Source organism: Micromonospora sp. NBC_00330 (assembly GCF_036136635.1).
Classification (GTDB): domain Bacteria; phylum Actinomycetota; class Actinomycetes; order Mycobacteriales; family Micromonosporaceae; genus Micromonospora; species Micromonospora salmantinae.
Genome location: NZ_CP108012.1, coordinates 3,901,337 through 3,925,006 on the forward strand (window position 1 = coordinate 3,901,337; position 23,670 = coordinate 3,925,006).

General features: G+C 69.6%; 20 protein-coding genes. 9 read left to right on the forward strand and 11 right to left on the reverse strand.

What is annotated here, in order from left to right:
- Positions 1-2: 2 nt before the first annotated feature.
- Positions 3-1,871 (reverse strand): ABC transporter ATP-binding protein, encoded by a 1,869-nt coding sequence (locus OG598_RS17460; RefSeq protein WP_328655358.1) that lies wholly within the window; start codon positions 1,869-1,871, stop codon positions 3-5.
- 257 nt (positions 1,872-2,128) lie between these two features.
- The gene (locus OG598_RS17465; RefSeq protein WP_328650166.1) at positions 2,129-2,620 is read right to left on the reverse strand and encodes a MarR family winged helix-turn-helix transcriptional regulator; all 492 of its coding nucleotides are present in this window, start codon (positions 2,618-2,620) and stop codon (positions 2,129-2,131) included.
- A gap of 109 nt (positions 2,621-2,729) precedes the next feature.
- On the opposite strand from OG598_RS17465, the gene OG598_RS17470 reads away from it, so the two are divergent.
- From OG598_RS17470 to OG598_RS17480, 3 genes are read left to right on the forward strand one after another with little or no spacing between them, the layout of a single operon-like run.
- Complete coding sequence (locus OG598_RS17470) at positions 2,730-3,779, forward strand: LLM class flavin-dependent oxidoreductase (protein WP_328650167.1); 1,050 nt, start codon at positions 2,730-2,732, stop codon at positions 3,777-3,779.
- Positions 3,772-4,800 carry an LLM class flavin-dependent oxidoreductase gene (locus OG598_RS17475; RefSeq protein ID WP_328650168.1) on the forward strand — a complete coding sequence of 343 codons (1,029 nt, stop codon included), beginning with the start codon at positions 3,772-3,774 and terminating at the stop codon, positions 4,798-4,800. The genes OG598_RS17470 and OG598_RS17475 overlap by 8 nt, the downstream gene beginning before the upstream one ends.
- Before the next feature lie 27 nt (positions 4,801-4,827).
- Entirely contained in the window at positions 4,828-5,529 is a 702-nt protein-coding gene (locus tag OG598_RS17480; protein WP_328650169.1) for an NADPH-dependent F420 reductase, read from the forward strand.
- 95 nt (positions 5,530-5,624) lie between these two features.
- On the opposite strand, the gene OG598_RS17485 is transcribed toward OG598_RS17480, so the two are convergent.
- From OG598_RS17485 to OG598_RS17495, 3 genes are all read right to left on the reverse strand, one after another.
- Positions 5,625-6,092: a hypothetical protein gene (locus OG598_RS17485; protein ID WP_328650170.1), complete on the reverse strand. Its 468-nt coding sequence runs from the start codon at positions 6,090-6,092 to the stop codon at positions 5,625-5,627.
- Positions 6,093-6,211: 119 nt separating this feature from the next.
- The gene (locus OG598_RS17490) at positions 6,212-6,934 is read right to left on the reverse strand and encodes a tetratricopeptide repeat protein (RefSeq protein WP_328650171.1); all 723 of its coding nucleotides are present in this window, start codon (positions 6,932-6,934) and stop codon (positions 6,212-6,214) included.
- A gap of 44 nt (positions 6,935-6,978) precedes the next feature.
- Complete coding sequence (locus OG598_RS17495; RefSeq protein ID WP_328650172.1) at positions 6,979-7,740, reverse strand: GNAT family N-acetyltransferase; 762 nt, start codon at positions 7,738-7,740, stop codon at positions 6,979-6,981.
- Between the two features lie 208 nt (positions 7,741-7,948).
- Between OG598_RS17495 and OG598_RS17500 the strand changes: the two genes are divergently transcribed.
- From OG598_RS17500 to OG598_RS17520, 5 genes are all read left to right on the forward strand, one after another.
- Complete coding sequence (locus OG598_RS17500; protein ID WP_328650173.1) at positions 7,949-8,395, forward strand: iron chaperone; 447 nt, start codon at positions 7,949-7,951, stop codon at positions 8,393-8,395.
- Positions 8,396-8,512: 117 nt separating this feature from the next.
- The gene (locus tag OG598_RS17505) at positions 8,513-9,028 is read left to right on the forward strand and encodes a hypothetical protein (RefSeq protein WP_328650174.1); all 516 of its coding nucleotides are present in this window, start codon (positions 8,513-8,515) and stop codon (positions 9,026-9,028) included.
- Positions 9,029-9,095: 67 nt separating this feature from the next.
- Positions 9,096-9,914, forward strand: a complete 819-nt coding sequence (locus OG598_RS17510) for an inositol monophosphatase family protein (RefSeq protein WP_328650175.1) — start codon at positions 9,096-9,098, stop codon at positions 9,912-9,914.
- 94 nt (positions 9,915-10,008) lie between these two features.
- Positions 10,009-10,413 (forward strand): superoxide dismutase, Ni, encoded by a 405-nt coding sequence (gene sodN / locus OG598_RS17515; protein ID WP_328655359.1) that lies wholly within the window; start codon positions 10,009-10,011, stop codon positions 10,411-10,413.
- A gap of 60 nt (positions 10,414-10,473) precedes the next feature.
- The gene (locus tag OG598_RS17520) at positions 10,474-11,784 is read left to right on the forward strand and encodes a radical SAM protein (RefSeq protein WP_328650176.1); all 1,311 of its coding nucleotides are present in this window, start codon (positions 10,474-10,476) and stop codon (positions 11,782-11,784) included.
- Positions 11,785-11,929: 145 nt separating this feature from the next.
- Here the strand turns inward: OG598_RS17520 and OG598_RS17525 are convergent, their stop codons facing one another.
- On the reverse strand, positions 11,930-13,477 hold the full coding sequence (locus tag OG598_RS17525) for a pectate lyase family protein (protein WP_328650177.1): 1,548 nt from the start codon (positions 13,475-13,477) through the stop codon (positions 11,930-11,932).
- A gap of 489 nt (positions 13,478-13,966) precedes the next feature.
- On the opposite strand from OG598_RS17525, the gene OG598_RS17530 reads away from it, so the two are divergent.
- A complete protein-coding gene (locus OG598_RS17530) occupies positions 13,967-15,280 on the forward strand; it encodes a hypothetical protein (RefSeq protein ID WP_328650178.1) in 1,314 nt (437 codons plus the stop codon).
- A 61-nt stretch (positions 15,281-15,341) separates the two neighbouring features.
- Here OG598_RS17530 and OG598_RS17535 read toward each other — a convergent pair whose 3' ends face one another.
- The 5 genes from OG598_RS17535 to OG598_RS17555 all read right to left on the reverse strand — a co-directional run bounded on the left by OG598_RS17535 (position 15,342) and on the right by OG598_RS17555 (position 23,667).
- Positions 15,342-16,421: a hypothetical protein gene (locus OG598_RS17535; protein WP_328650179.1), complete on the reverse strand. Its 1,080-nt coding sequence runs from the start codon at positions 16,419-16,421 to the stop codon at positions 15,342-15,344.
- Positions 16,422-16,480: 59 nt separating this feature from the next.
- Positions 16,481-17,113 carry a hypothetical protein gene (locus tag OG598_RS17540; protein WP_328650180.1) on the reverse strand — a complete coding sequence of 211 codons (633 nt, stop codon included), beginning with the start codon at positions 17,111-17,113 and terminating at the stop codon, positions 16,481-16,483.
- Positions 17,114-17,139: 26 nt separating this feature from the next.
- Positions 17,140-19,560, reverse strand: a complete 2,421-nt coding sequence (locus tag OG598_RS17545; protein WP_328650181.1) for a family 43 glycosylhydrolase — start codon at positions 19,558-19,560, stop codon at positions 17,140-17,142.
- Positions 19,561-19,764: 204 nt separating this feature from the next.
- On the reverse strand, positions 19,765-22,230 hold the full coding sequence (locus OG598_RS17550) for a glycoside hydrolase family 43 protein (protein WP_328650182.1): 2,466 nt from the start codon (positions 22,228-22,230) through the stop codon (positions 19,765-19,767).
- Between the two features lie 282 nt (positions 22,231-22,512).
- The gene (locus tag OG598_RS17555; protein ID WP_328650183.1) at positions 22,513-23,667 is read right to left on the reverse strand and encodes a serine hydrolase domain-containing protein; all 1,155 of its coding nucleotides are present in this window, start codon (positions 23,665-23,667) and stop codon (positions 22,513-22,515) included.
- Positions 23,668-23,670: the final 3 nt, after the last annotated feature.

Here is a 23,670-nt window from a genome sequence, read left to right on the forward strand (position 1 = left end):
GTTCAGGTGTGCTGGTTGCCCTCGGCCAGGCTCGCGTCGTAGCCGGCGGCCTGGAGGGCGAACAGTTCGGCGTACCGGCCGCCGGTCGCGACGAGGTCGGCGTGTGTGCCGGCCTCGACGAGCCGGCCGTGGTGCAGGACGAAGATTCGGTCGGCGTGCCGGACGTTGGCGAGCCGGTGCGTGATGAGGATCGTGGTGGCACTACCTCTGCGGTCCCTGATGGTCTGGAACAGGGCGTCCTCGGCGCGGGGGTCGAGCGCGGAGGACGGCTCATCCATGATCAGCAGTTCGGCGTCGCGCAGGAATCCGGGAGCGGCGGTGATGCGCTGCCACTGCCCACCGGAGAGGTCCTGGCCTCGCGCGAAGGTCCGGTCGAGCAGTGTCTCGTACCCGTGCGGAAGTTCGTTGATCATGTCGTGGGCGACGGCGCGGCCGGCGGCGGCCTCGATGCGGTCCTGCCGGGCCTCGCTGTCGACGTCGCCGATGGCGATGTTCGTGGCCGCTGTGAACGGCCACTTGTGGTATTCCTGCGTCACCACCGCGATCCGGGCGCGCAGCCCGTCGACGTTCCAGTCCGACAGCGGGCGGCCGTTCCACTGGATACTGCCCTCGGTGGGGGCGCGAAGGCCGGCGATCATCGCGGCGAGGGTCGTCTTGCCCGAGCCGTTCTCCCCGACGAACGCGACAGTCTGTCCGGCGGTGATCGTCAACGTGACGCCGTCGACGGCGGAGTCGTCCCGATCGGGGTAGCGCAGGCTCACCTCGTCGACTGTCAACTCCCGCAGCCGATCAGGGTCGGCCTCGGCAACGGGTCCGGCGCTGGTCGGTAGGTAGGCGTCGGCGCGGGTCATGAACCCGGTGTAGTCGCCGAAGTGCTGCCCCTCGGTGTAGACGTGGTCGACCTGGAAGGTGGCGACGGCCAGGGACCGCTGCGCGGACTGCACAGCGATGACGCAGGTCGCCGCGGCGGCGAGCGGGATCTGCCCGTCGAGGAGCAGCAAGCCGAGCAGGGCGTAGACGGTGCCGGTCGCGAGGCCGCCGACGATCGCCCCGACAGTGGTGGTCGTGGTGACCCGCCGTGCCAGTGCGAGCTGGATGTCGGTCTCCACCTGCATCACCCGGTCGTACTGGTCGAGCAGGAACCGGCGCAGCCCGTAGGAGCGCAACTCCGGGGCCGAGGCGCGTTCGGCCATCAGCTTGTGCAGCAGCCACAGTCGACGTCGGCGCACCGACCCGGCGTTGTACGTCTGGTAGCGCAGATGCCCGGCCCGCAACGACGCCCACGCGTTGGGCACCGTGGCGACCAGCAGCGCCAGCAGCAGCAGCGGATGGATGATGACGACGGCGGCCGCCACGGCGAGCAGCCCGGCCAGCCCGGCGAGCAGGTTCATCGACGCCTGCACCAACCCGATCGTCGACTCGGTGCCTCGGGAGGCGCGTTCCATGTCGTCGGCGAACGCGTCGGCGTCGAACGCCTCCAACCGGACCGCTGTGGACACCTCGAACAGGCCCCGCTCCACCTCACGGCTCACCCGAGGCGTCAAGCCGTTCTGCGCGTACCCGGTGGCGATGCCCATCCCGGCGCGGAGCGCGACGGTCGCCGCCAGCACTGCCAGCGCGGGCAGCGCCGCCCGTACCTTGTCAGCTGTCGGTCCGCCGGCGAACAGTTCCACCAACACCCGCTGCGTGGCCAACAGGCCGAAGGCGGCCATCACCCCCGCGCCGACGGTGGCCGCGGCCACCACACCGGTACGGAGCCGGTCCGCGCGCCAACTGATACCGATGGCTGTCCAGACCAGCCTGGGCAGTTCCGCGAAGACGGCGAAGACGCCGGCCTCCGCGCGCGCCCGGACTCCCGTCTCCCACCACATCTCCCGCAGTTCCGGCAGCACCGACTCCGTGCGCCCACTGTGCGGCTTGCCGGGATTGAAGCGGGGGGCCTCTGCGGTGGCGGTCTCGCTCATGGACGTACCTCCGGGCGGCGCAGCCGTCGCCGTTCCCCGCCGGGCTGGCGGGGTGGCTGAGTGGCGGCTTTCTGGAGGATTGGACCACCCCGACATAGCTCTCGGCAATCACCCGAACACTCACCGTTATGGATGCGATATCGCCGGGAAGGCCTCGCAACGCGTCACTGCGTGCGCAGGTCGTCGAGGCGCGCTTTCAGCGCCGTGGCGATCTCACCCGCCGCGACGATCTGCTCCGGTGTGAGGGCGTCGACGAACAGCTCCCGGATGGCGCGCAGGTGGGGAAAGGTGGCTCCCCTGAACGCCTCGGTGCCGGCCGCCGTGAGCAGCACCTCCGCCCCGCGGGGAACCGTGGCGCACTCCTGGCGGCGGATGAGGCCGCGCCGCTCCATCCGGCCGAGGTGGTGGGAGAGCCGGCTCCGCTCCCACCCGATGTGCGAGGCGAGTTCGGACGACCGCATCGCCTCACCTTCCGCCTCACTGAGGGCGAGGAGCACCGCGTAGTCCCCGGTCGAGAGCGAGGAGTCGCCTTGCAGGCGGGACTCGAGCCGGGAGCCGAGCGCTGCCGTCGTCTCGATGAAGTCCCGCCAGATTCGCAGCTCGTCGGCCGTCGGGAGCTGGCGTCCGCCCCGCCGGCCTGGTGTGGCCTCCGTCATCTCACTCTCCCGGGAATTGACGTGTCAATCGCCAAGTTAGCATCATTGACACGTCAACCGGTAGGTCCGCTCCCGTGGATCGCCGGCGGATTGCACCGAGGAGGAGACGATGGCAGCTGCAGACTTCGAGCTGGGGCTCAACTCGTTCGGGGAGGTGGCCACCGACGGCGACCGGGTCCTGAGCGACGCCGAGACCGTACGGCTACTCGTGGACGAGGCACGGCTCGCCGAGTCGGCCGGACTCGACGTGTTCAGCGTCGGCGAGCACTACCGCGAGGGCCACAACGACTCGGCGACACCGGTGCTGCTGGCCGCGATCGCGACCGCGACCGAGCGAATTCGCCTCGGCACCTCGGTAACGGTGCTCAGCACCAACGACCCGGTACGGCTCTACCACGAGTTCTCCACCCTCGACGCCGTCTCCGACGGCCGCGCCCAGATCGTCCTCGGCCGGGCATCCGCTACCGAGTCGTTTCCGCTGTTCGGGTACGACCTGGCCGACTACGAGCGGTTGTTCGAGGAGAAGCTGGACCTCTTCCTGCGGCTTCAGCAGGACGAACCGGTCACCTGGTCCGGCACGGTACGAAGCCCACTGACCGCGCAGCGGCTGCACCCACTGATGCAGCCGGGCGGCATCCCGACCTGGATCGGTGTCGGGGGAAGCCCGAACTCGGTCATCCGCGCCGCCCGGCACGGACTTCCGCTCATGCTCGCGATCATCGGCGGACGCCCCCAGCGCTTCGCCGGCCACGTCGACCTCTACACCAGGGCGCTCGAACAGTTCGGGCATACCCTGCAGCCAATCGGGCAGCACTCACTCGGCCTTGTCGCAGACACCGACGAGGAGGCGGTGGAGACGTGGTGGCGATACTGGCAGCCGATCGTGGCGGCCCTGGCCGCCGAACGCGGCTTCTACAAACCGGACCGCGCGCGCTACGAGGCGGAAATCGACCACGGGGCGCTCTTCGTCGGTTCGCCCGAGACGGTGGCGCAGAAGATCGCCACTGTCGCTCGCGACCTGCGACTGAGCCGCTTCGACCTGAAGTACGACATCATGCACCTGCCCCGCGAGGCACGCGCGCGCACCATCCAACTGCTGGGCAGTGAGGTCGCGCCGCGGGTCCGGGAGCTGCTGGCTAAGGAGCCCAACAATGTCTGATCTGCTGTTCGGCCTGGACACGTTCGGCGACGTACCGGAGGACGACAACGGCAAGCTCGTCTCCCACGCGGCGGCGATCCGGCAGGTCGTCGACGAGGCAGTGCTCGCCGACCAACTCGGGGTCGACGTCATCGCCCTGGGCGAGCACCACCGGCCGGAGTACTCGGTCTCCACCCCGGAGACGGTGCTGGCCGGAATCGCCACCCGTACCTCGCGGATCCGGTTGGCCTCCGGCGTGACAGTGCTGAGTTCGGACGACCCGGTACGGGTGTTCCAGCGCTTCGCCACGGTGGACGCGCTGTCGAACGGCCGAGCCGAGGTCATCCTCGGTCGCGGCTCCTTCACCGAGTCGTTCCCGCTCTTCGGTTACGACCTGCGCGACTACGACACGCTGTTCGAGGAGAAGATCGAACTGTTCGTCAAGTTGCTGGACGAGAAGCCGGTCACCTGGAGCGGCACCCTGCGTGCCCCGCTGGAGAACGCCGACGTGTTCCCGAAGACCGAATCGGGTCACCTGGACACCTGGGTCGGTGTGGGTGGCTCGCCACAGTCGGTCGTCCGCACCGCCCAGTACGGGCTGCCACTCATGCTCGCCATCATCGGCGGCGCCCCCGAGCGCTTCGCGCCCTACATCGACCTGTACCGCCGGGCGGCCGATCAGCTCGGTACGACCGCGCACCCGGTCGGCATGCACTCGCCGGGCTTCATCGCCGACACCGACGAGCAGGCCAAGGAGATCTACTGGCCGCACTACCGGATCATGCGGGACCGGATCGGCAAACTGCGGGGCTGGCCACCGATCCGCCGTCAGGAGTTCGACTCCGAGGTGGAGAACGGCTCCCTCTACATCGGTTCACCGGAGACGGTGGCCCGGCGGATGGCCCGTGCGATCCGCAGCCTCGGCGTCGGCCGGTTCGACCTCATCTACTCGGCCGGAGCGCAACCGGCCAGCGCCCGGATGCGCGCCGTGGAACTCTACGGCTCGAAGGTGATCCCCATGGTCCGCGACCTGCTGGCCTGATCAGCACTTTCCACGCGAGAGGACGACATGAACGACAACGACCGGAGCCGGCCCGCGACCCTCGGCATTCTCGGGGCCGGCAAGGTGGGCACGGTGCTCGCCCGGCTCGCCGTCGCCGCCGGCTACCGGGTACGGGTGGCCGGCTCCGGCGACCCGGCGAAGATCGCCCTCACCGTCGAGGTCCTCGCGCCGGGGGCCGAGGCCACCACGGCGGTCGACGCGGCGGCCGACGCCGACGTCGTCATCCTCGCCCTGCCCCTGGGCAAATACCGCAGCGTTCCCGCCGAGGCGTTGCGCGGCAAGCTCGTCGTCGATGCCATGAACTACTGGTGGGAGATCGACGGCATCCGCGACGACCTCACCAACCCGCGTACCTCGTCGAGCGAGACCGTCCAGGCGTTCCTGTCCGGCTCACGCGTCGTGAAGGCGTTCAACCACATGGGCTATCACGACCTGGAGGACGAGGCCCGGCCGGCAGGGGCGAGCGGCCGCAAGGCCATCGCGATCGCCGGCGACGACGACGCCGACCTCACCGAGGTCGCGGCCCTGGTGGACGCGCTCGGCTTCGATCCGGTCGTCGCCGGCCCGCTGGCCGAGGGGGTACGACTCGAACCGGGCAGCGAGTTGTTCGGCGCCAACGTGAGCGCCGACGAGGTGCGCGCCATGCTCGACCGCTTCGGAGAGTCGGAGCGGGGACGGATCATCACCGCTGCCCGCACGGCGTCGTAGAGGTCGCCTGCGGCCGCTCAGGGGTCAGAGATGATCGGGTCGGAGGGATCCGGGAACCGGACCTCCGACCCGATCATCGTCGTCGTCCCCCGGCCCTAGTTGTTGTTACGCCACCACGGCGACCATCCGGAGCAGCCCCAGGCGCCACACGCCCGGAACCGCACGCGACTGCCTTGATCGTTGTAGCGGTGAGTCGTGCCGTCCTCGTAGAAGTCGTAGTTGCACACTCCCCATTCGCCCTCGCCTTCGAGGTTCTGGCAGTCGCCGCTGCGGTAGTTGTGCCAGGTCCCGCCGTAGTAGAGCTGGTTCTCCCAGATCCCGATGGCCGCGTAGGGCGTGTCGCGGTCGTAGACCCAGATCTGGTCACCGTAGGCCCGGAAGCAGGCCTGGGCCGGCGACGACGAACTGGAGGAGGGGCCCGGTGCGTCGACGCAGTCCACGACGTCGGGCGGCCAGCCGGCCGGCGTCGCGATGGTCGCCGCCGCCGGCGCGCCGGCGAGCAGGACGAAGAGGGCCGCCAGGGCCACGATGAAAGCTGGGCGCGTTGCTCTCTTGACTGACATGAGGCGAACCAATCATCGCCACTCACGCCCAACAAGACATCAGGGTGTTCGGAACGGTTCGGAGCCGTCCCGAACGATGGAAGACGGCTGTCGAACGAGGAGGCGACGGTCTCTGCGGGTCAGACGGCGCCGAACGCCGCCCGCGGTTCGAGGTGCTGGCCCACTGCGTACTCCCGGTCGAAGTCGGTCGGGCCGAGCGCCTCGGTCGCGGCGACGCGCATCCTGGCGAGGTCCGCCGCGTCGTCCGGGTCCGGCACCTGGCCGAGTGCCGCGAACGCGGCATCGGCGACACCGATCATCCTGGCCGCGCGGGAGTGGTCCCCCTCGGCGGTCGCGAGCGCGGCGCCAGCGACGCAGACGTACGGCACGAAGTCGGCCCAGCCGTTGTGGAACACCCGCTCGCGGTTCTCGGCGAACAGCGTCCGGGCCACGTCCAGGTTGCCCAGCCCCAGCTCGCAGAACGCGAGGTTGTGGAATTCGGAGTTGACCGTCTTGGGCTGGCCGAGCGCCTCGTTGAGCGCGATGCTCTCCCGGTACAGGTCCCGGGCGCGGATCAGGTCACCGGACATCCTCGCCACGCCGGCCAGCACGTGCCGCGGTCGCTCCTCCAGGGCCCGGTCGCCGGAGCGCAGCGCCACCGCGAGAGCCTCCCGGGCCCGTGCCTCTCCGCCCGGCAGGTCACCGCCGCGAATGGCGACCCGGGCGAGGCTGTACCGGGCCTCCACCTCGCCCGCCAGGTCACCGGCCGCCTGGGCCCGCTCGATTTCGGCCTCGCTCATCCGCACCACGGCGTCGGTCTCGCCTCGGCGAAACGCCGAACGCACGCTCTCACTGAAGGTCATGACCCTCTCCCCCGTCACTGACACCGCCCGGTCGACATCGTCGGTCACCGCGCGTGGAACATGGTCCAGGTTTCCACGAGCGTGAAGCCCATCGACTCGTAGAGCGGCCGGCCCATCACGCTGGTGTGCAGGTAGGCGGCGTCCGCGCCGGCCGCGATGCCGTCCCGCAGAACCGTCTCGGTGATCACCCGGCCCAGGCCACGACCCCGGGCGGGCGGAACGACGGCGATGTTGAACACGCCGACCACCCCGGACGTCCGCATACCGAGCCCGGTGCCGACGGGCCGGCCGGACTCCTCGGCCAGGTAGCCGGTGATGGGGTCGGCGTCGAGCACCGCACCACCCATCAGCGATCCGAAGAGGCCCTCGGGAACTTCGAAGCTCCGGGTGAGGGCGTCGGTGTAGAGGTCGTTCTCGGCGGCGCCGACCTGACGCACCGAGGTGCGCTCTGCCGAGCCGGCACGGAAGGTGAGGTCGTCCGCCGCGCAGGCCAGCAGGGGCAGCTCGGCGCGTTCGAGGAGGCCGTGCCGGGCTGCGAGGTCAGCGACCTGGTCGTCCGCCTCGCCCCGAACGATGATCGACCAGTGCGCGGCCTGCCTGCCGACCTCGGCCGCCATCTCGTCGAGCGATCCGAGGTCGGGCTCGGTGGACCTGTCGTACGCCGCGTTGAGCGTCGCGACGCCGGCCTGCGTCACTCCCGCGCGGGCGGTGCCCCGCTCGGCGTATCCGCCCTTCGGGGTCACAGTGCACAGGGTCTCGAAGGCGTCGAAGTACGCCGCCGCCATCCGATCGGCGGTGATGTTCATGACGGGACCCCCTAGACCGGTCGTTCTGCTTCGGTCGACAACCTAGCCACCGATCACGCTGACCGGCAAATCACGGGCACGACGACCGCCACCTGCTGTCCGGCCTCGAACCGATCAGGAATCGAGAAGCCCGGGAACGCCGAGCGGCCTAGCCTTTCCCCAGGTGAACGGCAGCATGCCGACCTGGACGACGAGAGGGAGCCCGAGAATGTCCGCGAAGACGACTACCGTGTCCGACGGCTTCAGCCCCGAGGAGCGGGCCGCGATGAAGGAGCGCGCCGACGAGCTGCGCGCCGAGGGCAAGAAGGGCGCCAAGAAGGCGGACGGGCTGCAAGCGGTCCTCGACCGGATCGCGCAGATGGAGCCGGAGGACCGCGCGCTCGCCGAGCGGGTGCACGTGACGGTGACCGCCGCCGCCCCGGGCCTGATGCCGAAGACCTGGTACGGGATGCCCGCCTACGCGAACGAGGACGGCAAGATCGTCGTCTTCTTCCAGGACTCCGGCAAGTTCAACTACCGGTACTCGACTGTGGGCTTCCAGGACCCGGCCAACCTCGACGACGGGGATCTCTGGCCGGTGGCGTACGCGTTGCAGCAGTGGAGCCCGGCCGTGGAGAAGAAGCTCACCGAGCTGGTGCGGACAGCGGTCTCCTGACCGAAGCCCGTCCCCTCGTCGGCTCGCTCACGGTGCGATGATCGAGGGCCGGAGCCGACGGAGACAGGTGGTGCGGACGATGCGGTATGGGCCGCCGACGGTACGACGAGTCGCCCGATGACCGGCCGGGCCGGCGAGGTGTTCGACACCGGTCGGACGGTGTCCGACATCGAGTCGTTGCTCGCCGCTGACCTGCCCACGGGCGGCGTGCCGGTCAGCGAGGGGGACCCGGCCACCGGTGAGTGGACGGGCACCCGAGGCGAGGGCTTTCGGATCGTTCCGCTCTGGGAGAGCGACGCCCTGACGGGTGTGTACGGTGCCGAATGGAACCAGGCCGAGGAGGCCGCCGAGGCGAACCGGGCTCTCGTCGTGGCGGAGTTGGACCAGAGGTGGGGCGCGCACCGCACGGTCTCCATGCGGGTGCCGCTGTTTCGGGACCAGGCCGGTGAGCCCATGCCGGCGCTGTTCCAGTCGCTCTGTGACCTGGACTGCTACGGCGACCTGACCGTCTGGGGGCCGACGGTGGCCGAGGGCCGGTGGGTGGCGGTCTCGGTCAACCAGTGTGACGGCGACGCTCCCATGATCATGACGGCGGTCGTCAGTCAACTACCGATCATCGAACTGTCGGACTGACCTGCCGGCGGCCACGGCCGGGTGCGGGGCTGTCATCGACGTTGCTCACGGCTCCTATGGTTCGGGCATGTCGATCACAGACCAGGCGCTGGCCATCGAGGCCGCGGAAGCTGGAGCCGCAGTCGTCCGCTCCCGGTACGGCTCAGCACTGACGCGCGTCATGAAGACCGGCGGTGACTTCGCCACCGCCGCCGACGTCGAGGCCGAGCGGGCCATCCTCGACGTCCTGCGCGCGGCGCGTCCGGACGACGCCGTGGTGGCCGAGGAGAGCGGGCGCACGGGTACCGGCGACAACGGGCGCACCTGGCTGGTCGACCCGCTGTGCGGCACGTTGAACTTCGCCGCGCGGACCATGCTGGCCTCGGTCAACGTCGCCCTGCGGGTCGGGTCGGACGTCACAGTGGCGGCCTCTGCGGACCCGTTCGCCGCCGAGGTGTTCTGGACCGACGGCGCCGCCGCGTACGTCCGGGACGCGGGGACCGACGAGCGACTCGCCCCGTCGGCCGAGTCGACGCTCGTCGACCTCAACCTCGACCCGCCCTTTCCCAACCGGGACGTCTTCCTGGCCGCCCGCATGCTCGCGGACGAGGGCTTCCTCGAACAGTTCCGGCCCCGGGTGGTCTCCACCAGCCTGGCCGTGGCCTGGGTCGCCGCCGGTCGCCGCGCCGCCTATGTGACGGACCGCCACGACCTGCGCAACAGCGTCCACTTCGCGGCGGGGATCGCGCTCTGCCAGGCGGCCGGCTGCGTGGTCACCGGGCTCGACGGCCAGCCGCTGCACACCGGTGGGGACGGTCTCGTCGTGGCCGCGGACGAGCGGACGCACGCCGCCCTGCTGACGCTCGTCCGGAAACAAGGAATCGCGATCGACCTGAGCTTGACATGAAGTGCGGTTGAGGTTCTAGCGTCCCTAGATGATCACGTCCGGCCCGCCGTGCCCGGACGTACGTCAGCTGAGCACCACCGTCGAAGGGATTCCGATGTTCCTGTCCCGCCTTCTCCGCCCGCGTACCGTCGCGAGCGCGCACTGCGACCTCCCCTGTGGCGTCTACGACCCGGCGCAGGCCCGCATCGAGGCCGAGTCGATCAAGGCGATTTCCGAGAAGTACCAGGCCAGCGACGACCCGGAGTTTCGCACCCGCGCGTTGCTCATCAAGGAGCAGCGCGCCGAGCTGGTGAAGCACCACCTCTGGGTGTTGTGGACCGACTACTTCAAGCAGCCGCACTTCGAGAAGTACCCCCAGCTGCATGGCCTCTTCAACGAGGCGACGAAGCTGGCAGGTGCCGGCGGCGCGAAGGGCGCCGCGGACCCGGCGGTCGCCGAGCAGCTCCTCGGCAAGATCGAGGAGATCTCGAAGATCTTCTGGGAGACCAAGCAGAACTGATCAGCCGGCACCGGGTGGCACGGCCACCCGGTTCGGCGTACCGCGTTCGGGAGGAACCGCATGACGTCGCGCACCGACCTCGTCGAAGACCTGATGGGCCGTTTTCCACACGTGCCGCGGGAGGCGGTCCTCAAGGAGGACCTGCTGCGGGGCGGGCTCGCCTTCGACGACGCGGCACTGACCGACAACGAGCACGGCGACGTCAAGCCGAAGTCGTACTTCATCTTCTCCTTCGATCACCGGACGCTGCCGGAGCTGGGGACGGCGGCGCTGCGCCGGCCACCGGAGGAGATCGTGCTCACCGGGGGTCCGTACGACCTGCGTCGTACCGTCGTGTCGGTCCGCACCAACCCCAGCTCGCCGTACCGCGTCGGTACCGACAGCGACGGTCGACTGCGCCTGTTCCTGGACGGACGGCCGATCGCCGATGTCGGGCTGCCCCCCATGCCGGCGTACTACCGCCACACGCTCGCCAACGGCAAGTCGGTGATGGAGGTCGCCCCGACGATCCAGTGGGGGTACCTGATCTACCTCACCGCGTTCCGGGTCTGCCAGTACTTCGGGGCCAAGGAGGAGTGCCAGTACTGCGACATCAACCACAACTGGCGGCAGCACAAGCAGGCCGGCCGGCCCTACACCGGGGTCAAGCCCGTCGACGAGGTCCTCGAGGCTCTGGAGATCATCAACCGGCACGACGTCGATCGCGCGTCGCAGGCGTACACGCTGACCGGTGGCAGCATCACCTCGCAGGTCAACGGGCTGGCCGAGGCCGACTTCTACGGCCAGTACGCGCAGGCGATCGAGGAGCGGTTTCCCGGACGGTGGATCGGCAAGGTGGTGGCCCAGGCGCTGCCCCGAGCCGATGTGCAGCGGTTCCACGACTACGGGATCCGCATCTACCACCCCAACTACGAGGTGTGGGACAAGCGGTTGTTCGAGTTGTACTGCCCCGGCAAGGAGCGGTACGTCGGTCGGGAGGAGTGGCACCGACGCATCCTCGACTCCGCCGAGGTGTTCGGCCCGCGCAACGTGATCCCGAACTTCGTGGCGGGCGTCGAGATGGCCGCTCCGCACGGCTTCACCAGCGTCGACGAGGCGATCGACTCCACCACCGAAGGGCTCGACTACTTCATGTCCCGGGGGATCACGCCCCGGTTCACCACCTGGTGCCCGGAGCCCACCACGCCGCTGGGCCGGACGAACCCGCAGGGCGCGCCGCTCGAATACCACGTCCGTCTGCTGGAGGCCTACCGGGCGACAATGGACGCCTACGGCCTGTCCAGCCCGCCCGGGTACGGCCCCGCCGGGCCAGGGCGAGCGGTCTTCTCGGTCAGCTCCTTCATGGACACCCTGCCGTCCACGGATTCGTGACGGACGCGCTCGGCTGACCCGCCCGTGTCGATCCGCTCAGCAGCGGTATACCTCAGAGGCATGTTCATACCTCTGAGGTATACCGCTCAGCACCGCATCCGCCCCGACAAAGGCGACCGGCGGCGGTCGGCCGAGCCACAACCGTCTAGCTGTACGTCTCGAACTCACCGATCCGTGGCGTACCGCCGGAGCTGTTGATCTTGAAGTTGATCTTGCTCATCGCGGTGGCCGGGAAGGTGATCGAACCGGCCCCGCTGCCGGAGGCCAGGACCGCTCCGTTGTCGTTGTTGATCAGCTGCCAGGACCCGATGGAGCCCTGAGTGCCGGACGGCTCGCGGATCACCACCCGGGACACCTGGGTCGCGGAGCCCCACTTGATCGAGATCGTGCCGGTCGACCCTGCCGGCGACCAGTAGGTGCTCAGGTTGCCGTCACGCACGTTGCCGTAGCTGGTCCCGCTGGCCTTGCTGGAGCCGTCGGCGCCGGCGCCCAGGCTGAGGTTGGTCCCGCCGGTGGGCGGGGGCGTCGTGGGCGGGGGCGTGGTCGGCGGCGGCGTGGTGGGCGGCGGCGTGGTCGGCGGCGGGGTCTGCGGCGAGCAACTGCCGTTCGACACCCTCAGGCCCGTGTTGGCGCCGACCGTCTGGCGGACGATGTCCGGCACACAGCTCGCCCCGTCGAGGCTGTACGAATACGGGATGCTGACCGTCGTGTTGGAGGTCGGGTTCGGGCCGGCGGGGTAGTTCTCGCTGCCGGCGCTGGACCAGGTCACGTTGTCGAAGACGTTGCCGGCGACCTGCCAGTAGCCGCGCTCGTTGGTGTAGAAGGTGCCCAGGACGTCCTTCGAGTCGCGGAAGTAGTTGTTCTCCACCTTGGCCCTGGCTCCTGCCCGGGAGTTGATCCCGGACTCGTGCAGGCTCACGTAGTGGTTGTTGTAGATGTGGGCGACCCCGCCGCGCAGCAGCGGCGTGCGGGAGTCGATGTTCTCGTAGAGGTTGTGGTGGTACGTGATGAAGCCGTTCGACAGGTCGCTCTCGCTGGACCCGACGAGGCCGCCGCGACCGGAGTTGCGCAGGACGCTGTAGGACAGCGTCACGTACTGGGTGTTGTCCTTCATGTCGAAGAGCCCGTCGTACCCCTCGGACTCTCCGCCCGAGGCTTCCAGGGTGACGTGATCGACCCAGACGTTGCGGACCGTGCTCTCCATGCCGATGGCGTCCCCACCGTTGGAGGTGGGCGAGCCCGACTTCTTGACGTTCCGCACTGTCACGTTCTGGATGATGATGTTGCTTGAGTCACGGATGTGGATGCCGAGCTGGTCGAAGACGGCGCTGCCGACCCCGATGATGGTGACGTTGCTGATCTGCTTGAGCTCGATCACGCCCGCCGCGGTGTTGCAGCTCGACCCCGACACCTTGCTGGTGTTGCCGTGGTTGATGGTCCCGGTGACCTCGATGGTGATCGGGGTGCTGCTGCTGGTCCGACCGCACAGCGCCGCGTGGATCGCCGTGCCCGTGGTGGCCCGCACCGTCTGCCCGCCCGCGCCGCCGGTGGTCCCGCCGTTCTGGGTGGCGTAGCCGGTGGCGCTGCCGACCGCCGCCGAGGCCTGCGGGGTCGGTAGGGCCACCCCGACCGCGATCACCACGGCCGCTGCGGCCAGCACTGCCTGGCGTCGCAGCACGACTGGTCGTCTCATGTCGCCTCACCTTCGCATTAGTCTCGTTCCAGGCTTCGACTCGACGAACATCGCGACCACACCTGCCGACAGGCGTCATTCAGGAATTGGCGGGAGTCAATCGCGAAGAATTCATCGAGGTCTGTCGTGCCCTGGTAGATGCAGGGTTGTGTCGTGCGAGCGGAGTGCGCCCGGTGACATCGCTCGCCCGACCGTCAAATGAAACATCGATGTAACGCAATGGTAGGAAAGCGGTTTCCCTGAAGGCAATAGCTGACGCTTGCAGGTTTGTTGCAGTGCTCGCGGGAGGCGTCGGGCGCGCGGGCCACGGCTGTTCGAGCCCTCGGCGGCGCAGGTTTCCGGCTCGTTGCGCGCTCGGTATTGACACCGCCGGGCCGGCCATCGATGCTCTGCTAAATCAGTTTAGCGGCCTGCGCGCTCCGACCCGTCCCACTGCCGGTCCGCGGGCGGGATCGCTGACTGGGTGCTCCACCCCGAGAAAGGACCCCCATGAGACTGCGAAAAGGACTGATCCCACTCGCCGCCACCCTCGTCCTGGCCGGCGCCTCCGGCACGGCGTACGGCAGCGCGAGCGACAGCCGGGGCGCCACCGACGGAATCCGCAGCATCACCCCGATCACCACCGTCCACACGTACGGCCAGAAGGTCTCCGCGGTGGCGATCGAGTACGCGGCCACCGTCAACCCGCGCACCCTCGACACCGCCACGTTCTCGGTGACCGACACCATCTACAACTTCCGCTTCAACCCGATCGAGGACCTGCCGAAGCTCGCCGACCGGACCGTCACCCACACCTACACCAACGCAACACCGGGCACCCGTGCCGACCATCGATCGGCGCCGGGCAGGTACGTCATCGTCGAACTCGACCCCGCCGACACCGGCGGCTCGACGGTCATCGTCTCCAAGTGCCCGACCTTCCTCTGCACGGTGAAGGTCAATCCCGAGCTGCCGACCCGGGTCGTGCAACGCAAGGACGTGCACGGCCAGCCCGGCCGCGGTGCCGGCAAGGGGCCGGTGCTCGCCCGGGCCACCCCGCGCGAATCCCGTCCCGTCACCGAGAAGCCGGTCAACCAACTGGTCGACGAGTTCACCTACGGCTCGTTCCTGAGCGGCGGAATGGTGCTGCCGTACCACTACCACCTGCCGAAGAACTACCAGCCGGGCCGCAAGTACCCACTGATGGTCGTCCTGCCCGGTCACGGCATGGGCTGGGACGGTGACAACCTCGGCGTCCAACTCGCCGCCGATATCCCGGCGACCGCGTGGCTCCAACCGCAGTGGACCGGCACCGCCGAGGACGTCATCGTCCTGGCTCCCCAGCACCAGCGGGTCGGTGGGGTCGCCGAGGCGGACCTGCTGGTCAAGCTGCTCGACCAGTTCGTCGGTCAGTTCGCGGTGGACACCCGTCGGGTGTACGCGACCACCGTGTCGTACGGTTCCCAACTGCTCTGGGAGGCGTTCGCCAAGCGTCCCGACCTGTTCGCCGGCGGGTTGGTGACAGGTGGTTTCCCGGTCAACGCCACCCAGGCGACCGCCATCGCGGCGGCCGAGGTGCCGGTGTGGATCACGCACGGCGAGCACGACCACCTGCTCAACGTCTCGGGCGCGCGTAACTCCACGGCGGTGCTGCGGCAGGCGTACGCCGCCCGGGGCAAGACGCCGGAGCAGACCGCCGACCTGGCGCGCTACACCGAGTACGCCGATGCCGCGTTCTCGTTGCCGGACTACCACGCGGCGTTCGGGCCGACCTACGAGGACGCCAGCATCCTGCGCTGGCTGCTGGGCCGGTCCAAGCCCTGAGGCTGCGGACCGGGCGACGCCTCGCCGCGATCCGACAGCGCGATCCCCTCGCGCCGACGGGTCACCGGCGGGCGTCGCCCGCGTCGGGTTCGGCAGCAGCGGACGCGCCCCCGACGAGCACTGACTCCTGACCCTCCTGCCGGCCCTCCTGCCTCGCGCGGGCCAGCAGCCCGGCCAGCCGACGCCGCCGGTGCCGGGCCGCCGCCCGCAGCCCCAGGAGCAGGCCGGCGAGCAGAGCCAACAGTGCGAGCTGCGCCCACGGCACGACCCAGGTGGTGACGGTGGCGGAGGCCGGTCGGAGGTCGGCCCCGGCCTGGCCGTCGCCGAGCAGCGTCGGCGAGGTGCTGACTGTCGTACGGAGGCGCCCCAGGGCCCAGACGCCGTCGGCCCGGGTCTCCACCGTCCGAGCGCCGCCGGGCAACAACTCCTCGACGGCGCTGGTGGCGTCGTGGCTGCTCCGACCCAGGAGGTCGGACATCGCCACCCGACTCGTTCCGCTGACCCAGACGTTGCCGTCGTTCTCGACGGTGTAGCGGACCCGCACCGTGCCACCGGCGAAGGGGTTCCACGACGGGGAGTACGTCGTGCCGAGGCCCCGGACGGCCAGGGCCGCCTGCGCGGAGCCGTTCACCCGCAGCATCACCCGGAAGCCGACGCGGCTCTCGACGTTGACGGTGCCGCCGCTGCTGGTGACGGTCGCGGCGATGCCGGCCGGGTGGTCGCCCGGTGTGGCGCCCTGGGGCACCGTGATCGTGAACGGCACCACCCGTGTCTCGTTGGGGCCGACGGTGACCTTCTCCTGCACGTCGATCCAGGTGCCTCCGTCGACGGAGGGACGGTCGGACGACAGCATGTTGAAGCGGCCCTTGTCGGTGAGATAGCCGTCGGCGGCCTTCAGGGAGAAGGCGACGGCGGTGCGGCTGAAGTTGCGTACCGCCAGGTGTTCGGTCACCGCCTGCCCCGGGTCGAGGCTGGCGTTGATCCATCGGCGTTGGTCCGGCCCGGTCGCGGTGGCCGGCTGGACCGTCCAGGTCAGGGCCTTCGGGTCCGGTTCCGCCGCCGCCGCGGTCGGCACGGCCGCAACCACGAGGGACGCGACGGCGAGGACCACGAGCGCCCGGCGCAGCGGGGTGACGGTCATGAAACGGCCCTTCGGCACGGGGCTGGGCGGGGGCCCGATCCGGGCCCCCGCCCAGGCGACTACTCGAACAGTGAGAGCGTGAGCGTGGAGCTGTACTCGCCGGCGGCGACCTCCGCGGGCGTCCGCAGGTACAGGTCGGCGTTCACCGAGTACGAGTCGCTGGCGACGGCCTCGGAGTCGAAGGCCGAGACCAACAGCTCCTGGTCGACGAGGCCGACATTGTTGCCCGGCTGGGTCGGCTCGTCCAGGCTGGTCACCACCTCCTCGCCCTCGGTGACCAGGCCGGTCTCCCCGCCGTCGAGCAGGCGCGGCTTCCAGCCGAAGTGGTCGGCGGTGATCGGTGCCCGGCCGGCGGCGCCCGCGAAGTCGGTAGCGCTGCCGAGCACCGCCCAGTTGGCGCCGTCGGGCACCTCGTCGGCGACGCGGGTGTCGGTGACCGTCACCGTCGGCAGCGTGCCGACGAACTGGCGGACCAGCAGGGTCGAGCCGTCCTCGGACAGCGCGACGGCGTCGCCGGCGATCGACAGGGCGAGCACGCCCGGTTCCCTGATCTCGTCGATGTCGACGGTGACCCGCACGCTGGCGTCGTCACCGGGCTCGGCCAGTGCGGGCGACGGCAGCACCGCCGCGCCGGTCAGCACGGCGCCGACGACGCCGGCCGCGAGTGTCTGCCGCCGTTTGTATGTGTTCATGTGATCTCCGTTCTCCGCCATGGGGGTTATCCGCCGCAGGTGCCGGCGGGGTGTTGCACGGTGCGGACCGTCGTCACGTCGTGTCCGCCGATCGCCCCGGTCACCCGGACCGTCGCCGAACCCGCCGGCACCGACACGACACGGGTGTTGAAGGACTGGTAGGCGCTCGCGGCGGGTGCGACTGCCGTGAACGACCGTTCGCCGTACGGCGTCTCGAGGGTGATGCCCACCGGCGCGTCGTGGTCGTTGCGCGCCTGCACCGCCACGTACGCCTTGCCGCCCACGCACCGCGCGGACGCGGTGAGCGTGACGGGCAGGTCGACGGAGGCCGCCGCGAAGGCCCAGTTGTCGATTTCGAAGAGGTCGACGTCGGCCGGGCCGGTGTAGGTGAAGTAGACGTCGTGCACGCCGCTGACGCCGTCGAGCTCGGCGGTCACCTCGGCCCACTGTCCGACCGGGCTGTTCACAGTGGCGGTGCCGACGACGGGACCGTTGACGTCGTCCAACCGGACCTGGATCTGCCCGCCGGCGGCGAGCGCACGCACCCGCGCCGTCAGGCTCTGCGCGCCGTCGTCACCGAAGTTGACCGAGGACAGCGCCGTCCAGTCCCCGTTGTCGATGTCGCGGACCACGAGGTTGGGTGCCGCGCCCCCGAACTGGACGGAGCTGCCGTCGACCGTCGTGGTCGCGACGCCCTTGCTCCAGCCGAAGGTCTCGGCCTCGAAGACGCGGTACGGGTCGAAGTCGCGGACCTGGTCCACGCCGGCGTAGGTGCCGACGACCTGCTGGATGGTGCCGTCCGGGTTGAAGGTCAGTTCCTGGATGTGCGGGCTGCGGTACCCCTGGGTGGTGTTGCCGTTGATGCGCTTGTTCAGCGTCGGGGCGTGGTAGGTGAAGTAGTACTTGCCCCCGAACTCGAACACCGACTGGTGGTTGTTGCCACCGGTGCCGGCCCCGAAGAACTGCGACTGGTTCGGGAAGAGCACCCCGGCGTAGGTCTCCTTCGGCCACGACATCGGCCCGTCGGAGATCATGTAGCCGATCTGGCCACCCCCTGGGTAACCGGGGAGCGGCTGCTGGCTGCCACCGAAGTCGTTCCCGCCGAAGTGCGAGGAGTACGAGAAGTAGTACTTGCCCTGGCGCTTGAAGACGTGGCCCGCCTCGAAGGCGACCGGGGCGTCGACCACCGCGGCCGTTCCCTCGGTCGAGACCATGTCGTCGCCGAGTTCGATCGACCGGATGTTCTTCGGGTTGTTGAAGCGCTCGGCCGGCGGCATGCTCGTCGACGCGGGACCACCACCGAAGTAGAGGTAGGGCTGGCCGTCGTCGTCGACGAACGGGGCCGGGTCGAACTTCCACGCGACGGCCTCGGCGCCGGGGGTACGGCCGTCGATCAGCGTGCTCGTGCGCTCGCTGGTCCACGGGCCGAGCGGCGACGCACCCGTGATCACGTTGCTGGAGCCACCGCCGTTGGCGTAGTAGAGGAAGAACTTCTCCACTCCGTTCACCACCTTCTTGGTGATGCCCGGAGCCCACGAGTTGGCGGTGAACGGGGCCACCCCGTTCGGGCCGGCGACCTGGATCTCACCGTGGTCCGTCCAGTTCACGAGGTCCTCCGAGGAGATCACCGTGATCTGGTTGATGTCGCCGTAGTTGATCCCCGGCGAGACGCCGGTGGTCGGGTTCGGGGCGTAGCCCTGGGTGTCGTTTGTCATGTACATGTAGACCCGGCCGTCGTGCACGAGGCCGAAACCGTCAGCCCCGAACTTGTGCCCGATCAACGGGTTGTGCTCCCCGGGCAGCTTGCCGACGACCTCGATGGTCTTCGACGCGGGCGCGGGCGGCGCGGCGCCGATCACCGACACGTCGTCGAGCTTGAAGTCCATCAGGTGCAGAGCCGGGTCGGTGGACGGTGTGCTCGTCCAGGGGGTCTCGAAGAACAGGCGCGCCGTCGACACGCTCTGCGTCGTCGGGATCGTGAACGTGCCGTTGAACTGTGCCCACTGGCCCTTCGTCGCCGTCACGCTGACGAGGTTGGTGTAGGTGCCACCGCCGTAGTGCATGGTGGCGAAGAACTGCTTCGTCGCCGGTCCGCTCTCGTTCTCGTACTTGATGCGAGCCGTCAGGGTGTAGGCCTGACCGGCCTGCACCTTGCCGCTGAGGTCCTGCATCGGGCCGGACCCGGTGGTCGTCCGGCTGGTGACGAGCGCCGCGCTCGCGCCGGAGTGGGCGTCCGACGTGGCCGACAGTTGGGCGCCGTCGGAGGCGTTTCCGTTGTTGACGAACCAGCTGGTCAGGCCGTCCTCGAACCCGCCGTTGACGACGAGGTTCGTGTCGGCGGCCTGGACCGGCGACGCCGGGGCGACGAACCCCGTGGCCAGCATCAGGCCGACCGTCGCGAGCGCTGCGACCCGTCCTCGGGTCGCCCGTCGCATTCGTTGTTCCACGAGACATCCTCCTTCATCTCTGACGTGCGGTCATCGGTGTACGGGGGATCGGTGGGTGCGCTTCCGTGGGTGGTCCGGACATCAGGGGTCGACTGCCGCCGCCGGTACGACAGTGGCCGGCGGCGCGGGACAGGTCGGCTGTTCCGCGCCGCACGGCCGGTCGCCGGTGGTGCTGGTCGGTGGGCCGAGAGCTCGTGGTGGGGGTTATCCGCCGCAGGAGTTGGCGGGGTGCTGGGCGGCGTGGACGGTGGTCACGTCCCGGCCGGCGACCGCCCCGGTGGCCCGGACCGTCGCCGAGCCGGCCGGCACCGACGACGCACGGGTGTTGAACGACTGGTAGACGTTCGCGCCCGGCGCGACGGCGGCGAACGACCGGTTCCCGTACGGGGTCTCGACGGTGATGTCGACCGGCTCGTCCGAGTCGTTTCGCGCCTGCACCGCCAGGTACGTCTTCCCGCTCAGGCAGCGCGCCTGGGCGGTGGCCGTCACGGGCAGCGCCGCCAGCACCCCGAGGCGGGCCAGTTGGTAGCTGAGCGCCCGCTCCGGTGCGTCGATCTGGTTCTGGGTGCCGAACTGACCGGCCCGTGCCGCGGTCGCCGCCGCGAGCGCGGACTGCGTCGCGGCCCAGGCCTCAGCCGGGTAGTGGCGCGGATCGAGCGTCTGCGCGTGGGCGATGGCCGCGTCGAGGGCTGTGGTGTCCAGTGGCCGGGCCTGGGCGGTCAGCACGTCGCTGAGCAGGTAGTCGTCGAAGTCGACGTGGCCGCCGGTCTCCTGGGTCGCGTAGGTGAACAGGCCCACCCGGTGACCCATGAAGTGGGCGAGGCTGCCGTCGAGCGCCTGCGGGCCCACGCGGTTGCCGAGCCGGGTCCACTGGACCCCGTCCAGGCTGTAGTAGAACGTCGTCCACAGTTGGCCGACCGGCGAGGAGAAGTCGAGGTCCGCCTTCACGTGCACCTCGGTCGCGTCGCCCAGCGACACCGTCGTGCCGGCGACGAAGTTCTCCAGCGTGGACTGGTCGAGGTCGACAGCGAACGGCTGCGACCGGTTCACGACGCCGAGGGTGTTGACGTCACCGACGCGCTTGACCGCCACGTACGAGAATCCGCGGTTGTAGGCGGCCAGGCCCGCGACGTCGCCGTTCTTCATCCCGGAGACGTCCATCCGGGTCTGGACCGACTGTCGTGGCCCGAACGTCCGCTGCGAGAGCGTGTTGCGTGCCTCCTCGAACCACGCCAGCTCGGCCCGGTTGGACAGCTTCGTGTAGACGTACTGGCCGGTGACCACCGTGCCGGCCGTCAACCGCAGCCAGCCGTCGCGGTCGGTGAGTGACCAGTACCGGTTGTCCGGGGCGTGGTTCCACTCCCAGGCCAGGTCCAGCCGTGAGCCGTTGGGAGCGATCTCCGCCGGGTCGAGCGGCGCGGGGACAGTCCACTGCTCGTCCTGGTACGCCCTGTGCGGCGCGTCGTTGGCGAAGTCGTCCGAGGCGACGATGCTCTTCTGCCGCTCGAACAGCTCCTCGGCCGGGCTGAGTCGGATCGGCTTGTCGAACAGGCCGTTGACCGGCACGACCCCGTTGGTGCCGAAGGTCGGCCATCCGTTCTGCCAGGTGGCGGGGATGAGCGCCGGGATCCGGCCGATCGGGAACGTGTCCCGGAAGAACATGCCGTGCCAGTCGGTTCCGCCGCCCGCGCGGCTGATCGGCACCAGGCTGCCCTGCGCGAAGCCGTTGGAGTTGAGCACCCCGCGCGCCTCGTAGGTGTTGACCCCGCCGGCCGAGGTGTAGCGCCCGAGCAGGTCCTTCGACCGGAACATCACCACCTGGCGTCCCTGCCCGGACGGCCAGGTGATGATGACGGCGTAGTACCAGCCGTCGATGTGGTAGACCTGCGCGCCCTCGAACAGACCGCCGATGAACGGCTGACCGGCGTAGTTGTTGGCGGTGAAGATGTTCGGGAAGTCCTGCGCGATGGCGGTCAGGTCGGCGTTGAGGCGTACGGCGCTGGTGCCGCCGGAGCCGTAGAAGATGTACGGCGTGCCGTCGACGTCGAAGAAGAGCGACGGGTCGTGCAGACCACGGCCGAGGGCGGTGCGCTGCCATGGGCCGTTCTCGATGTCGTCGGTGCGGTAGAGGTACGCCCCGCTGAGGTTGTTGGTGTTGAAGACGGCGTAGAACGTGCCGTCGTGGTAGCGCAGCGACGACGCCCACTGGCCCTGGCCGTACGAGTTCTGGCCGTTGCGCAGTGAGAAGGAGTCGCCGATGCTCGCCCGGTCGAAGACGTAGTTGACGATCTCCCAGTTGACGAGGTCGTACGACTTCATGATCGGCGCGCCCGGGCTCAGGTGCATCGTCGTGCTGATCATGTAGTAGAGGTCGCGGCCCTCGTCGTTCTCGGCGGCCGGCACCCGTTCGACGCTGATGTCCGGCACGTCGGCGTTGAGCAGCGGCACCGAGTAGGTGCCGGCGCCGGTGTCGGTCGAGGTGTACGACGATCGGGGCGACCACCCGTCGGCGGCGTGCGCGGCGGCGGGGGTGGCCACCAGGCCCGCACCGACGAGAACGGCCGCCGATGCGAGCGCACACAGTGAACGGAGACGATCCGGGCGCACTGTGGACGCCAGTCGGGTCAACGTGGTGGTGGCGTGCCGAGCGGCGGCGTTCAGGCTGTTCACAGCGGATGCGCGGGCGATCTTCAGGACACGCGAGCGGACCGACACGACCAAGGCGAGCTCCAAACGCGAGAGCGGCGTGAAGGCCATCGTGTTATCGCTAACAACCCCTGTCAAGACTATCGATGAAACGCGCCCGAACTATCCCCGTAACACCGTTGACCAACCACAGTGGACGGACAGCTCCCAGGTCGAACTCCGGTGATCATGAAGTTGTTACGCCGACACGCCGTGATTGATGGCGACAACTCCATGATCACCGGAGCCGCAGTGGGCCCGGTCGCCTCAGTCGTTCAGGCAGGCGCGGACGGCGGCGGTGAGCAGATTGGCGCGCTCGTCGCCCATTCCCCGCATCTGGTTGACCACGTAGCCGAAGCCCACCTGATGCTCGGCGTCGGCGAAGGCCAGGTTCCCGCCCGCGCCGTCGTGGCCGAAGCTGCGCTCACCCAGCAGGGGCCGGGCCGGTGGCGAGTGCAGCAGGAAACCGGTGCCCCAGCGCTGCCCGGTGTCCGGAGGCCCGTGCCGCTGCTGACCACGCGAACGGACCACTACCGCGTCGTCCACCGACGCCGCAGTGAGCAACGGTCCGTTGTGGATTTCCGAGACGCAGGCGGCGTAGAGACGCGCGAGGCCCTCGGCGGTGCTCACCGCGCCCGCGCCGGGAACACCGGCGGCCCGGATGGCGTCGTCGTTGAAGCTGACCAGGCCGTCGACGTCGGCGGGGAAGGCGAACGCGCCCCCCATGGTGATGCCCCGCTCGGCGACCGGGTCCACGAACGGGTCGGCGTCCGGGGGCGGGGCCAGGCCCCAGGCGACGGTGTCGCTCTCGGCGGCCGGGAGCCCCAGCCAGGTGTGCAGGCCGAGCGGGCCCGCCACGGTGTCGGCGAAGAACGCGCCCGGTAGTTGGCCGGTGATGCGGTGGATCACCTCTCCGACCAGCCAGCCATAGGTCATCGAGTGGTAGCCGTGCGCCGTGCCCGGCTCCCACAGCGGGGCCTGCGCCTCGATCGCCTTGATGACCGGATCCCACGCCAGCACCTCGTCGAGGGTCAGCGGTCGGTCCACGGCGGGCAGACCGGCCTGGTGCGTGAACAGCCAGCGCACCGGGATGTCCGCCTTGCCGTGCTGTCCGAACTCCGGCCAGTAGCGCGTCACGGGAGCGTCGAGGTCGAGCCGGCCCTGTTGGGCCAGCAGGTAGGCGCAGATCGCCAGGATCCCCTTGGTGCAGGAGAAGACGACGACCGGCGTGTGCGCGTCCCACTGCCGCCCGGTACGGGTGTCGGCCACCCCGCCGTACAGGTCGACGACCTTGCTGCCGCGCACGTAGACGGTGACCGCGGCGCCGACCTCTCCCCGGGAGCTGAAGTTGTCGCGGAAGACGTCGGCGACGCGCCCGAAGCGATCGTCGACGTCGCCGTGGATCTGCGGCTGTGTGACCACTGC

Bases quoted from the DNA above. Each gene is read 5' to 3' on its own strand.
- OG598_RS17460 (WP_328655358.1), bottom strand. From the start codon at position 1,871: ATGTGGTGGGAGACGGGAGTCCGGGCGCGCGCGGAGGCCGGCGTCTTC.
- OG598_RS17465 (WP_328650166.1), bottom strand. From the start codon at position 2,620: ATGACGGAGGCCACACCAGGCCGGCGGGGCGGACGCCAGCTCCCGACG.
- OG598_RS17470 (WP_328650167.1), top strand. From the start codon at position 2,730: ATGGCAGCTGCAGACTTCGAGCTGGGGCTCAACTCGTTCGGGGAGGTG.
- OG598_RS17475 (WP_328650168.1), top strand. From the start codon at position 3,772: ATGTCTGATCTGCTGTTCGGCCTGGACACGTTCGGCGACGTACCGGAG.
- OG598_RS17480 (WP_328650169.1), top strand. From the start codon at position 4,828: ATGAACGACAACGACCGGAGCCGGCCCGCGACCCTCGGCATTCTCGGG.
- OG598_RS17485 (WP_328650170.1), bottom strand. From the start codon at position 6,092: ATGTCAGTCAAGAGAGCAACGCGCCCAGCTTTCATCGTGGCCCTGGCG.
- OG598_RS17490 (WP_328650171.1), bottom strand. From the start codon at position 6,934: ATGACCTTCAGTGAGAGCGTGCGTTCGGCGTTTCGCCGAGGCGAGACC.
- OG598_RS17495 (WP_328650172.1), bottom strand. From the start codon at position 7,740: ATGAACATCACCGCCGATCGGATGGCGGCGGCGTACTTCGACGCCTTC.
- OG598_RS17500 (WP_328650173.1), top strand. From the start codon at position 7,949: ATGTCCGCGAAGACGACTACCGTGTCCGACGGCTTCAGCCCCGAGGAG.
- OG598_RS17505 (WP_328650174.1), top strand. From the start codon at position 8,513: ATGACCGGCCGGGCCGGCGAGGTGTTCGACACCGGTCGGACGGTGTCC.
- OG598_RS17510 (WP_328650175.1), top strand. From the start codon at position 9,096: ATGTCGATCACAGACCAGGCGCTGGCCATCGAGGCCGCGGAAGCTGGA.
- sodN (WP_328655359.1), top strand. From the start codon at position 10,009: ATGTTCCTGTCCCGCCTTCTCCGCCCGCGTACCGTCGCGAGCGCGCAC.
- OG598_RS17520 (WP_328650176.1), top strand. From the start codon at position 10,474: ATGACGTCGCGCACCGACCTCGTCGAAGACCTGATGGGCCGTTTTCCA.
- OG598_RS17525 (WP_328650177.1), bottom strand. From the start codon at position 13,477: ATGAGACGACCAGTCGTGCTGCGACGCCAGGCAGTGCTGGCCGCAGCG.
- OG598_RS17530 (WP_328650178.1), top strand. From the start codon at position 13,967: ATGAGACTGCGAAAAGGACTGATCCCACTCGCCGCCACCCTCGTCCTG.
- OG598_RS17535 (WP_328650179.1), bottom strand. From the start codon at position 16,421: ATGACCGTCACCCCGCTGCGCCGGGCGCTCGTGGTCCTCGCCGTCGCG.
- OG598_RS17540 (WP_328650180.1), bottom strand. From the start codon at position 17,113: ATGAACACATACAAACGGCGGCAGACACTCGCGGCCGGCGTCGTCGGC.